This window comes from Streptomyces sp. NPDC059477, from assembly GCF_042749375.1.
In the GTDB taxonomy this organism is placed as follows: domain Bacteria; phylum Actinomycetota; class Actinomycetes; order Streptomycetales; family Streptomycetaceae; genus Streptomyces.
On sequence record NZ_JBHYUG010000004.1, the window covers coordinates 126,206 to 138,311 of the forward strand.

The window sequence follows — 12,106 nt, forward strand, 5'->3', positions numbered from 1 at the left end:
GGAGGCCCTTTGCACCAGCCCGACCGTGCGGTCTCGGCACGGGAGAAGCCGCGGAGGGCCGGTTCACGGCCCGTGGTGCCACGGGGCCGAGGACCGGTCCAGAACCTCTCCGTCGCTCCCCGACCTCATCCGAGGGGGTACGTCCTTCCGTGGTGACCAGCACAAAGCGCCACAAGCCAGACCGGCGCACCTATGTTCTCGACACCAGCGTCCTGCTGGCCGACCCCAATGCCCTCACCCGATTCGACGAGCACGAGGTAGTGCTCCCGATCGTCGTGGTGACGGAGCTGGAGGCCAAAAGGCACCATCCCGAACTCGGCTACTTCGCCCGTCAGGCCCTGCGCCTGCTGGACGACCTGCGGGTGCGGTTCGGCCGTCTCGACGCCCCCATCCCCACCGGGGAACTGGGCGGCACCATCCGTGTCGAGCTCAACCACTCGGACCCCAGCGTGCTGCCGACCGGCTACCGCCTGGGGGACAACGATTCCCGCATCCTCGCGGTCGCCCGGAATCTCCAGGCGGAGGGTTTCGATGTCACCGTCGTGTCGAAGGACCTGCCGCTGAGGATCAAGGCGTCCTCCGTCGGCCTGCTCGCCGAGGAGTACCGCGCCGAGCTGGCCATCACGGACTCCTCCGGCTGGACCGGCATGGCCGAACTGACGCTGCCCGCCGAACAGGTGGACATCCTCTTCGAGGAAGGACACGTGTATGTGCCCGAGGCGGCCGAGCTGCCCGTGCACACCGGACTCACCATCCAGTCCGAGCGGGGCAAGGCGCTCGGCCGGGTGACTCCGGAGGGCAGCGTCCGGCTGGTGCGCGGCGACCGGGAGGCGTTCGGCATCAAGGGCCGCAGCGCCGAACAGCGGATCGCGCTGGATCTGCTGCTCGACGCGGACATCGGGATCGTCTCGATGGGCGGCCGGGCCGGCACCGGCAAGTCGGCGCTGGCACTGTGCGCGGGCCTGGAGGCGGTCCTGGAGCGCCGCCAGCACGAGAAGATCATGGTCTTCCGGCCGCTGTACGCGGTGGGCGGGCAGGAGCTGGGCTATCTGCCGGGCACCGAGGCCGAGAAGATGAGCCCCTGGGCACAGGCGGTCTTCGACACGCTGTCGTCGGTCACCAGCCGCGAGGTCATCGAGGAGGTCACCGCCCGCGGGATGCTGGAGGTGCTCCCGCTCACCCATATCCGGGGACGCTCGCTGCACGACGCGTTCGTCATCGTGGACGAGGCCCAGTCACTGGAGCGCAATGTCCTGCTGACCGTCCTGTCCCGGATCGGCGCGAACTCACGCGTCGTCCTCACCCATGACGTGGCCCAGCGGGACAATCTGCGGGTCGGGCGCTACGACGGGGTGGTCGCCGTCGTGGAGAAACTGAAGGGGCATCCGCTCTTCGCGCATGTCACGCTCACCCGGTCCGAGAGGTCCCAGATCGCCGCGCTTGTGACCGAAATGCTGGAGGACGGCCAGATCTGACCCACCCGCCCCACGGCGGGGTGAATGTCCGGCAGTTGGCGCCGTTCGGCAAAGGGGAAGACCCTAGCCGGGCGGCGCCTTCGCGCGTCACCCTTTTGCGGAATCCCACGAGGCGCGCGGGGTGTGAGCTTTCACACGCAACACATAATTGCCTCCCGGCGCCGGGTTACGGCAGAGTCTCGTTCCTGTCAGGCCCCGCATACGGCACCCGCGTACCCCGAGGGGTACGGCACCACCGCAAACTCCACATCGTCGCCGTATGCCGCCCAAGCACTTCGCGGCGCTCCCATTCGGGAGTTGCCCACCGGGCCCGCGCCTCCCGTGACCCCGCAGTTGGGAGGCCAGCGCAAGGGGCACGATCGCGTCCGTGAGGGTCACCGAAGCGGGCGACGCTGGAAGGAAACCGTGTGAGCCGGATCTCGGTCCGGGGGTTCGCAGTGGCCTCGGCCACCGCGGTCACCGCCGTCGGAAGCGTTGTCGGTGTTGCCTCGGGCAGCATCGCGCAGAACAACGATGCCGAAGCGACGGCGACCGACCTGACACTCCTCGCGGACATACCCACAGGCCAGCAGGCCCAGGTACAGACCGCGTCCCTCACGCAGCAGGCCAATGTCCAGGCCATCGCCGCGGACGCGAGCGCCAAGAAGGATGCGGAGGAGACCGCCCGCAAGGCTGCGGCCGAATCCGCCGTCGCGAAGAAGGCAGCCGCCGAGGAGGCCAAGGCCAAGGCCGAGCAGGAGGCCAAGGAGCGCGCAGAGGCCGAGGCGGCCGAGGAGGCCGCCAGCGAAGAGGCCGCCGCCGACGCGACCAGCTTCAGCGTCCAGAGCTCCTACACGGTCGCCCAGATCCAGGCCATGGCCCGTCAGATGGTGCCATCCGGCCAGTGGACCTGCTTCAGCAACATCGTGGACCACGAGTCCGACTGGAACTACAAGGCGGTCAACCCCTCCTCGGGTGCCTACGGTCTCTTCCAGGCCCTGCCCGCCGGCAAGTACGTCTCCGCCGGCGCCGACTGGCAGACCAACCCGGCCACCCAGATCAAATGGGGCCTCAGCTATATGAACGAGCGCTACGGCAGCCCGTGTGACGCCTGGTCGTTCTGGCAGGCCAACAACTGGTACTAGACGGCCCGGCGTCCGGTACCGGCCGCACCTCGGCAGCGCGGTCCTCGCACTCCTTTGCGGCCCCCCGCTCAACCTCGTGAAGCCCCTCCCCGTCCTAGGGGGAGGGGCTTTCGCCCTGTACGGTCGGATACGGCGACTCCAGGGGGGAGTGGTGGGGAAGGACGGGGGAAGAGGACGGATCATGTCGCGAGTGCCAAGGTGGCTCGGCCGGATCGGTACCGGACTGACCGACATGGGCGAGCGGTTGGAGGCGCGTCGCGCCGAGGCCGACGAAGAGGACGACATCCGGCCCGAACCGGACGGCCACGCCGAGCGGATCCCGCCGCCCCCCGCGCATCAGCCCGCCCGACCGGCCCGGCCCGACCCCGTACAGGTCGTGCCCTGGGGGGTGCGGGTCGCCGCGGAGGCGGGCTGGCGGCTGCTGGTGCTGGCCGGCACGCTGTGGGTGCTGATGCGGGTCATCAGCGCCGTACAGCTGGTGGTGCTCGCGTTCGTCGCCGCGCTGCTGATGACCGCGCTGCTCCAGCCGACCGTGGCCGCGCTGCGCCGGTACGGGGTGCCGCGCGGACCGGCCACCGCGCTGACCGCGATCCTCGGGTTCGTGGTGATGGGGCTGATCGGGTGGTTCGTGACCTGGCAGGTCATGGAGAACATCGACACTCTCTCCGACCAGGTCCAGGACGGCATCGAGGAGTTGCGGCGCTGGCTGCTCAACAGCCCGTTCCATGTCACCGAGGCACAGATCAACGACATCGCCGCCAATCTGCGCGACGCGGTGGGCGCCAACACCGACGAGATCACCTCCGTCGGACTGGCGGGCGTCACGGTCATCGTGGAGGCGCTGACGGGCATCGCACTCGCCGCGTTCTGCACCCTGTTCCTGCTCTACGACGGCCGGCGGATCTGGGAGTGGGCGCTGAAGCTGGTGCCCGCGGCGGCCCGGCCCGGCGTGGCGGGCGCCGGACCGCGCGCCTGGCGCACCCTGACCGCCTATGTGCGCGGCACGGTCGTCGTGGCCCTCATAGACGCCACCTTCATCGGCCTGGGCATCTACTTCCTGGATGTCCCGATGGCGGTCCCGCTGGCCGTCTTCATCTTCCTGGGCGCGTTCATCCCGCTGGTCGGCGCGGTCATCTCCGGTGCCCTCGCGGTGGTCGTCGCGCTGGTCACCCAGGGCGTGTTCACCGGGGTGATGACCCTGGCCGTGGTGCTCGCGGTGCAGCAGATCGAGGGCCACATCCTCCAGCCGTTCATCCTGGGCCGGGCCGTGCGGGTGCATCCGCTGGCGGTGGTCCTGGCGGTCGCGGCGGGCGGCCTGGTGGCCGGGATCGGCGGCGCGGTGGTGGCCGTACCGCTGGTGGCGGTGACGAACACGGTGGTCGGGTATCTGCGGGCCTACGCGCAGGGGCGGTACGACGAGGAGGGCGCCGGGAAGGTCGTCCCGGCCCGGTCGGCCCCCGAGGACGCGGCCGTCGAGGACGGCGCGGGGTCCGGGGCCGCGGTCCTTGAGGGTGGGCCGGACGCCGAAAGCCCCGCCCACCAGGGGTGAGCGGGGCCGACGTACGGGGTGCTACTCGGAGAGCACGGCCTCGGCGTCGAGGGTGACGCCGACCGCCTGGATCACGGAGGCGATCTTGAACGCCTCCTGGACGGTCTCGCGGTCCACGCCCGCCTTGCGCAGCACCTGCTCGTGGGAGTCGAGGCACAGGCCGCAGCCGTTGATGGCGGAGACGGCGAAGGACCACAGCTCGAAGTCGACCTTGTCGACGCCGGGGTTGCCGATGACGTTCATCCGCAGGCCCGCGCGCAGGGTGCCGTACTCGTGGTCCGACAGCAGATGGCGGGTGCGGTAGAAGACGTTGTTCATCGCCATGATCGCGGCGGCTGACCTGGCGGCCGTGTACGCCTCCGGCGACAGGTTCTCCTCGGCCTCCGGCGCCAGTTCGCGCAGCACGATCGGGGAGCGGGAGGCGATGGCGGTCGCCAGGACCGTGCCCCACAGTTGCTGGGCCGGCAGGCCGGAGTTGCCGATGACCGAGCCGAGGTTGAGCTTCAGGTCCTTGGCGTAGTCCGGTATGCGGGACTTGAGGGAGTCGAGGGACATGGACTCACTCTCCGGCGAGCAGCGCGCCCGCGTCCAGCGTGTCCTCGCCCTTGGTCCAGTTGCACGGGCACAGCTCGTCCGTCTGGAGGGCGTCGAGGACCCGCAGGACCTCCTTGGGGTTACGGCCCACGGAACCGGCGGTGACCATCGTGAACTGGATCTCGCGGTTAGGGTCGACCACGAACACCGCACGCTGCGCGAAGCCGTCCTCGCCCTCGATGCCCAGGTCCCGCATCAGCTCGTGCCGGGAGTCGGCCAGCATCGGGAACGGCAGGTCGCGCAGGTCGTCGTGGTCCTTGCGCCAGGCGTGGTGGACGAACTCGGAGTCGCCGGAGAAGCCGAGGATCTGGGCGTCACGGTCGGCGAACTCGTCGTTCAGCTTCCCGAAGGCGGCGATCTCGGTCGGGCACACGAAGGTGAAGTCCTTCGGCCACGCGAAGACCACGAGCCACTTGCCCTCGTAGGACTTGTGGTGGATCTCCGCGAACTCCTTGCCCTTCTCCAGCGAGACACAGGCCGTGAGTTCGAACTCGGGGAACTTGTCACCGACAGTGAGCACTAGCTCTCCTTGTAGCGAGGAGACACCCCTCGCGGGGGCGTTTCCCATGGGTTGGACGTGCCCGATGCTCGCACAAGCTGGATTGATTGCGGAAATAGCTACACTCGGTCGGGTTGATCGGAGGGGGCTATCAGTGACCCTGGGTAAGGGTGTGGGGAATACGGTGGGGCTGTCGGCGGGGAAGCGGCGGCAGCCGAGTCTGGCCCAGTTGCGGGCCTTCGCGGCGGTCGCCGAGCATCTGCACTTCCGGGACGCGGCGGCGGCCATCGGCATGAGCCAGCCCGCGCTGTCCGGGGCGGTGGCCGCGCTGGAGGAGACCCTCGGTGTCACCCTGGTGGAGCGCACCACCCGCAAGGTGCTGCTGTCACCGGCCGGTGAGCGGCTCGCCGTACGGGCCAAGGCGGTGCTGGTGGAGGTGGCCGCGCTGTTGGAGGAGGCGGCGGCGGTACGGGCCCCGTTCACCGGCGCGCTGCGGCTCGGGGCGATCCCGACCGTGGCGCCGTATCTGCTGCCGACCGTGCTGCGGCTGGCGCACGACCGCTATCCCGAGCTGGACCTCCAGGTGCACGAGGAACAGACCGCGAGCCTGCTCGACGGGCTCACCTCGGGCCGGCTGGACCTGCTGCTGCTCGCCGTGCCGCTCGGTGTTCCCGGCGTCACCGAACTGCCCCTCTTCGACGAGGACTTCGTGCTGGTCACCCCGCTCGGGCATCCGCTCGGCGGGCGCGAGGGCATCGCGCGCGAGGCGCTGCGCGAGCTGCGGCTGCTGCTGCTCGACGAGGGGCACTGTCTGCGCGACCAGGCGCTGGAGATCTGCCGGGACATCAAGGCGGAGGGGCGCGGGTCGTCACCGGGTACGGGCGGGCGCCGGGAGGGGATCCCGGCGACGACCACCGCGGCCGGGCTGTCCACGCTGGTGCAGCTGGTCGCGGGCGGGCTCGGGGTGACGCTGCTGCCGCGCACCGCCGTCACGGTGGAGACCAGTCGCTCCAGCGGCCTGCTCACCGGGTCCTTCGCCGAACCGGCGCCCACCCGCCGGATCGCCCTCGTCATGCGCACGGGCGCCGCCCGCTCCGCGGAGTACACGGAACTGGCGGCGGCCCTGAGGGAGGCGATGGCGGGGTTGCCGGTCCGGGTGGTGGGGGGTTAGGGCCGGTCGTCGCCTTCCGCCTCCCGGCTGATCGGGGACGCCGTGCACGCTCCCTCGGTGCCTCAAGGGCGCGAAAGGTGTGCGGGGCGCGTGCTCGATGGCTCCCGTTCGGTGTGCCCGGCACCGACCCACGTGCCACTGCGGTCCGAGGGCCCGCGCTCGACGTGCCGTGGGGCGCCCTCTCTGGGGGGGGCGTGCTTGATGCTGCCGGGGCCGCGCTTCTTTCAGGAGGCTGTGCCTGACGCTGCCGGGGCTGCCCCCTTCGCGAGGCCGCGCCTGACGCTGCGGGCCCGTCCGACGGGCGGACGACGCCACGGGGACGTGGGCCCGGGCATCCGGCCCGGCGGAGGCGCGAGCCCCGTGGCTCCCGGTCGGTGTGCCGGGCATTGACCCACGTACCACCGCCCGTCCGAGGGCCCGTGCCTGGCGTGCCGTGGGGGCGCCCTCTCTGGGGTGCGCCCCCGGAGCCGCCCCCTTGGGGCACCGTGCCTGATGCCGCCGGGCGGTGTCAGGTGGGTGGGACCGGCGGGCGGGCGGCGCGCGGTGGGCCCCCGGCGCCGGCCCGGCGACCCCCGTTCACTCCGTGCGGAGTCCGTCCGGGCGCATCAGGCGCAGCAGCGGTGGCAGGCTCAGTGCGGTCACCGCGAGGACGACCCCCGCGCCGATGCCCGTCATGGTCAGCACGCTTCCCCAGTCCACCCGGACCGGGGTGTCCGACATGCGCAGCAGGACCGAACCCAGGACCAGGCCCACCACATTGGCCAGCAGCAGGCCGAGGGCGATGGGGATCGCCGTCTGCCACAGCACCGACAGGGTCAGCGTGGAGCGCCGGGTGCCGAAGGCGATCAGCGACGACAGCAGCTTCTTGCGCTCACGCAACTGCTCCAGCTGGGAGACCAGCAGGCTCGCCCCGATCAGCAGCAGCACACAGGCGGAGCCGACATACAGGCCGGTGCCGATGGAGGTGTAGCGGTCGGCGGTCTGCGAGGCGGCCCACATCATCGGGTCGGACAGCGGGTCGATCCGCGCCGCGGTGTTGCGGGCCCGCTCGAAGGCGTCCGGCACGGAGGTGTCGATCGCCAGGTACAGCTCGCCCGTCAGCAGCGCGCGCGCCCGCTCGGGCAGCGCCGACGGGGTGACCAGCAGGCCGCCCTTGTCGGTGTACCCCATCATCGTGGTCGTCGCCTCGGCCCGCTTGAGGGCGGGCAGGGTCCAGGCCAGTTCGGTGCCCCGGTCCTCGCCGTAGGTCGGGTCGAAGTACACCGTGCGGCCCTGCTTGCCCAGGGCGGCGGTGTCGCTGTCGTACTCCGCGTCGGCCACGGCGAACACATCGCCCTCCCGGCAGGAAGGCAGCTCGGCCATCTCCACCAGGTCGGCGCAGCTGCCCACGGTCACCGCGCTGCCCAGGTTCGGGTCCTTCGCCTTGTCGGACACATAGCCCTCGGCGTACGCGTACACCTTCCGTACCCCGTCGGTCGCGGCGAGCGCGGTGGCCGCCGTCTCCGTCGGAGTGCCCGCGGGCATGCTCACCTGCATCTGGACGCGCTGGGTGTCCTTCCCGGTCGCGCTGGTGTAGTCGCTCGCCACGCCGGTGAACAGCATCTGGAGGGCGATCGCGCCGGCGACCGCCACCGCGATGCCGTTGACCGTGCGGGCCGCCGTACCACTGCTCAGCTGGAGCCTGCGCACCGCGAGCTGCCAGGAGACCGGGCCGCCGCCGAGCCGGGCCACGAACCGCTCCACGATCCACGGCAGCAGCGCGGTCACGCCGACCAGCAGCAGCACCACACCGCCGGTGACCAGGTACTGGTTGAAGTCGCCGTCGTCGCGGCCCTGCCCGAGCATCGGGTACAGCAGCCCCAGACCGGCCAGCGGCAGCAGCAGCCGCCACCACAGCCGGCGTCGGCGCGGCTTCGCCGTACGGACCACGCCCAGCGGCTCGATGACCACCCCGCGCAGCGAGAACAGGGTCACCGCGACCGCGGCGGTCGGCACCAGCACCGCGACCAGCACGGCGAGCACCGGGGAGGGGTTGAGATAGCTGGGGAAGGCGCTGACGTCGAACACCTCGGCGGAGCCCGCGAGCTGCCGGCCCACCAGGAAGAAGGCCATGCCGAGGACCAGCCCGAGGACCGATCCGGCGAGCGCCTCGCCCGCCGCCACCCGACGCGTCATCGCGCTGTCGGAGCCCACCAGCCGCAGCGCCGCGAGCCGCCGGTCGCGTCCCTCGCCGCCGAACCGCTCGGCCGCGGCGACGAAGACCGCCACCGGCATCAGCAGCACCACGACGATGACCAGGATCAGCAGCAGCAGTACGGGGTCCCAGGGCTCGGAGATCCCGTCGTCCCGCCCGAAGGAGTCGATCCGCCGGACCGGGCCGCCGAGCTGCTCCGCCAGGTTCTCGCCGCCCCGGTAGAAGGCGAGTTCGTGCGAGCCGATCAGACCCGGCTCGGCGATGGTGCCGACGATCCGCTCGGGCAGCCGCTCGCGCAGCAGCGCGCCGCCCGGAGAGGCGAGCAACTTCTGGAGCGCGGGCGAGACCACCATCGTCCCCGGCGCCGGCCACTTCGCCACACCCGGCGGCAGCGGCGCCCGCGCGCCCTCCTGCTGGAGCACCCGGCCGCGCACATCGTCCTCGCGGAAGGTGGTGTCGACCGACGCGACGAGCAGGGTCCGGTCGGTGACCGGTATCGGCGGGGAGTCGAACGAATAGTCCTGGCGGGCCTGTTCGCGCTGGTCCCGCACGGCCAGCGCGTTCGGGATGGCCGTGGTGAGCAGCAGCACCGCCACCCCGAGGCCGACCCCGACGGCGGTGAGCAGCGCCCGCGCCCGGCCGCCGCGTCCGCCGAACGCGAACCGGACACCCATGGAGAGATCGCGCGCCCACTGGGTGAGGAAGGGGGTCGCGCGGGTCGGCTCGGGCGGCGCGGTGGAGGGCGCGGGCCGGGTGACGGTCATACGACGCGCTCCATGTCCCGCGACCTGCCGTCCCGTACGACCAGTTCACGGTCGGAGTAGGCGGCCACCCGTGCCTCGTGGGTGACCAGCACGACGGCGGCGTTGGTGGAGCGGGCCGCGTCCGTGAGCAGGTCCATCACGCGCTCGCCGTTGAGCGAGTCGAGCGCGCCGGTCGGCTCGTCGGCGAACAGCACCCGGGGGCCGGTGACCAGCGCCCGCGCCACGGCGACGCGCTGTCCCTGGCCGCCGGAGACCTCGCTGGGCCGCTTGGCGCTCAGATCGTCGACCTCCAGCCGCTCCATCCAGGCCAGCGAGGCACGCTCGGCCGCCTTGCGGGGCGTGCCGTTCAGCCGCAGCGGCAGCGCCACGTTCTCCACACAGGTCAGTTCGGGCACCAGCTGCCCGAACTGGAAGACGAACCCGAACTCGGAGCGGCGCAGCGCACTGCGCTGGGTGTCGTTCATGGTGGCCATCTCACGGCCGTTGTACGTGATCGAGCCCGAGTCGGGCGTCACGATCCCGGCGAGACAGTGCAGCAGGGTCGACTTGCCCGACCCGGAGGGGCCCATCACGGCGACCACCTCGCCGGGGTGGATGGAGAACTCGGCGCCGTCCAGCGCCGTGGTGGGACCGTACGACTTGCGCAGCTCGCGCGCGGTGAGCAGGGAACCGGCGGGAACGGGGGCGGGAACGCTCACTTGGCCACCGCCTCGGCGAGCCGGTCCAGACGGGCCGCGGTCAGTTCCAGCCAGCGCAGGTCGGCCTCCAGGTGGAACAGCGCGTGGTCGCAGATCAGCTGGTCGGCGAGATCGCCCTTGCGCTTGCGGTCGGTGAGGATGCGCATCATCCGCAGATGCTCCGAACGCTGGGTGTCGAGGATCCCGGCGGCGTCGCGCCGGGTGAGCAGCGCGAGGACGACCTTGGTGTAGAGCGTGGACTGGAGATACGGCTCCGGCTTCTCCGGCGTCGCGAGCCACTGCTGGACGTCGGTGATCCCGGCGTCGGTGATGGCGTACCGCTTGCGTTCGGGGCCGCCGCCGGGCTCGATGCCGTCGACCTCCACGAGCCCGTGCTTCAGCAGCCGGGACATCGTGGAGTAGACCTGGCCGTAGTGCAGAGGCCGGTCCTGACCGAACTTTTCGTCGAAGGCCCGCTTGAGGTCGTAGCCGTGACGCGGCCCGGACTCCAGGAGACCCAGAAGGGTGTGACCGATGGACATGCCGAGCACTCTACACACCGGGTATACGCCATGTGTATACCCGGAGTGTGTAGATCATGGATGGAGGCGAAGGGGAGGGTGAAAGTGCAGGTGAGGGGCATTGTCACGGTTCCGTGACGGGGGTACGGCTGCCGGCCGGCCTAGGAACCCGGGGAACCCGGCGTACCCGAGGAATCCGGGGAGCCGGAGGCATCCGCCGACCCCACTGACCCCGCCGCTCCAGGGGACCCCGCCGCCCCCGGCGGACGCCCCCGCCGTGGGATCGGCCGGGCCTCCCCCGGCAGCCGGCCCGCCTCCGCCAGTGCCCGCCGCAGCAGGAACTCGATCTGCGCGTTGGCCGACCGCAGCTCGTCGGACGCCCAGCGCGCCAGCGACTCGTACACCGCGGGGTCCAACCGCAGCAGCACCTGCTTGCGCTGCTGCGGCCGGCGTTCGGGGCCGGTGCCTGCCGAGGGGCCGGTCACTGGTAGAGCGTCCCGGTGTTGAGAACCGGCTGCGCCGAGCGGTCCCCGCACAGCACGACCAGCAGGTTGGACACCATCGCCGCCTTCCGTTCCGAGTCCAGCTCCACGATGTCCTGCTCGGCGATCCGGGCCAGCGCCGCCTCGACCATCCCGACCGCCCCGTCCACGATCTGCCGCCGGGCCGCGACCACCGCGCCCGCCTGCTGCCGCTGGAGCATCGCCGAGGCGATCTCGGGCGCGTAGGCGAGGTGCGTGAAGCGGGACTCGATGATCTGCACGCCGGCCGCCTCGACCCGGGCGTGGAGTTCGACGCCGAGCTTCTCGGTGATTTCCTCGGCGTTGCCGCGCAGCGAGAGCCCGTCCTCCTCATGGGCGTCGTACGGGTACTCGATGGCGATGTGCCGCACGGCCGCCTCGGTCTGGGTGGAGACGAACTCGATGTAGTCGTCCACCTCGAAGACGGCCTGCGCGGTGTCCTCCACCCGCCAGACCACGACCGCCGCCAGCTCGACCGGGTTGCCGTAGGCGTCGTTCACCTTCAGGACGGCCGTCTCGTGGTTGCGCACCCGGGTGGAGATCTTCGCGCGGTCGGTGAGCGGGTTCACCCAGCGCAGTCCGTCCTGCCGGATGGTGCCCCGGTAGCGGCCGAAGAGCTGGACCACCCGGGCCTCGCCCGGTGCCACCGTGTTCAGCCCGCACATCACGATGAAGGCGGTGAGCGCGAGCACACAGCCGCCGATGATCAGCGCGGCCTTGCCGCCGGACGACGAGACGGCGACGGCGGACACCGCGATCCCCACCCCGCCGAACAGCCCGATCAGGCCGAGCACCAGCACCAGGCCGCCGCCGACACTGTGCGCGGCGAACTCCCGGACCCTCGGCTCCGGCATCGCCGGACTGTCCGGCACCTGCGCGGTTTCGGATATGGACATGACTGGGCCCCCGTCTCTCGGCGCGGACTCCCGACGGGAGCCCGCTAGCATTCGTCTAGCTAAGTGATAACACTTTACCCGACCACGGCAACCCCAACCCCCCTTCGTTCGTCGGTTTCAG

At 71.3% G+C, this 12,106-nt stretch carries 11 protein-coding genes; 4 read left to right on the forward strand and 7 right to left on the reverse strand.

Features of this window, described 5'->3' with window-relative positions:
• Nucleotides 1–149 precede the first annotated feature (149 nt).
• The 3 genes from ACFXAZ_RS03380 to ACFXAZ_RS03390 all read left to right on the forward strand — a co-directional run bounded on the left by ACFXAZ_RS03380 (nucleotide 150) and on the right by ACFXAZ_RS03390 (nucleotide 4,148).
• Nucleotides 150–1,475, forward strand: coding sequence for a PhoH family protein (locus ACFXAZ_RS03380; protein ID WP_384584361.1), 1,326 nt, complete (start codon nucleotides 150–152; stop codon nucleotides 1,473–1,475).
• Nucleotides 1,476–1,882: 407 nt separating this feature from the next.
• Entirely contained in the window at nucleotides 1,883–2,599 is a 717-nt protein-coding gene (locus ACFXAZ_RS03385) for a transglycosylase SLT domain-containing protein (RefSeq protein ID WP_384584364.1), read from the forward strand.
• Nucleotides 2,600–2,780: 181 nt separating this feature from the next.
• Nucleotides 2,781–4,148 (forward strand): AI-2E family transporter, encoded by a 1,368-nt coding sequence (locus tag ACFXAZ_RS03390; protein ID WP_384584368.1) that lies wholly within the window; start codon nucleotides 2,781–2,783, stop codon nucleotides 4,146–4,148.
• 21 nt (nucleotides 4,149–4,169) lie between these two features.
• Here ACFXAZ_RS03390 and ACFXAZ_RS03395 read toward each other — a convergent pair whose 3' ends face one another.
• Complete coding sequence (locus ACFXAZ_RS03395) at nucleotides 4,170–4,703, reverse strand: alkyl hydroperoxide reductase (RefSeq protein ID WP_384584371.1); 534 nt, start codon at nucleotides 4,701–4,703, stop codon at nucleotides 4,170–4,172.
• Between the two features lie 4 nt (nucleotides 4,704–4,707).
• Entirely contained in the window at nucleotides 4,708–5,262 is a 555-nt protein-coding gene (locus tag ACFXAZ_RS03400) for a peroxiredoxin (protein ID WP_384584374.1), read from the reverse strand.
• 169 nt (nucleotides 5,263–5,431) lie between these two features.
• On the opposite strand from ACFXAZ_RS03400, the gene ACFXAZ_RS03405 reads away from it, so the two are divergent.
• Nucleotides 5,432–6,412 (forward strand): hydrogen peroxide-inducible genes activator, encoded by a 981-nt coding sequence (locus ACFXAZ_RS03405; RefSeq protein ID WP_384584546.1) that lies wholly within the window; start codon nucleotides 5,432–5,434, stop codon nucleotides 6,410–6,412.
• A gap of 576 nt (nucleotides 6,413–6,988) precedes the next feature.
• Here the strand turns inward: ACFXAZ_RS03405 and ACFXAZ_RS03410 are convergent.
• The 5 genes from ACFXAZ_RS03410 to ACFXAZ_RS03430 form a co-directional block, all read right to left on the reverse strand.
• Nucleotides 6,989–9,280 (reverse strand): ABC transporter permease, encoded by a 2,292-nt coding sequence (locus ACFXAZ_RS03410; protein ID WP_384584549.1) that lies wholly within the window; start codon nucleotides 9,278–9,280, stop codon nucleotides 6,989–6,991.
• A gap of 86 nt (nucleotides 9,281–9,366) precedes the next feature.
• Complete coding sequence (locus ACFXAZ_RS03415) at nucleotides 9,367–10,068, reverse strand: ABC transporter ATP-binding protein (RefSeq protein ID WP_384584376.1); 702 nt, start codon at nucleotides 10,066–10,068, stop codon at nucleotides 9,367–9,369.
• A complete protein-coding gene (locus ACFXAZ_RS03420; protein WP_384584379.1) occupies nucleotides 10,065–10,589 on the reverse strand; it encodes a PadR family transcriptional regulator in 525 nt (174 codons plus the stop codon). Before ACFXAZ_RS03420 ends, ACFXAZ_RS03415 begins: the two co-directional genes overlap by 4 nt.
• A 140-nt stretch (nucleotides 10,590–10,729) precedes the next feature.
• Nucleotides 10,730–11,104: a hypothetical protein gene (locus tag ACFXAZ_RS03425; RefSeq protein ID WP_384584382.1), complete on the reverse strand. Its 375-nt coding sequence runs from the start codon at nucleotides 11,102–11,104 to the stop codon at nucleotides 10,730–10,732.
• A complete protein-coding gene (locus tag ACFXAZ_RS03430) occupies nucleotides 11,050–11,985 on the reverse strand; it encodes an SPFH domain-containing protein (RefSeq protein WP_384584384.1) in 936 nt (311 codons plus the stop codon). The genes ACFXAZ_RS03425 and ACFXAZ_RS03430 overlap by 55 nt, the downstream gene beginning before the upstream one ends.
• Between the last annotated feature and the right edge of the window lie 121 nt (nucleotides 11,986–12,106).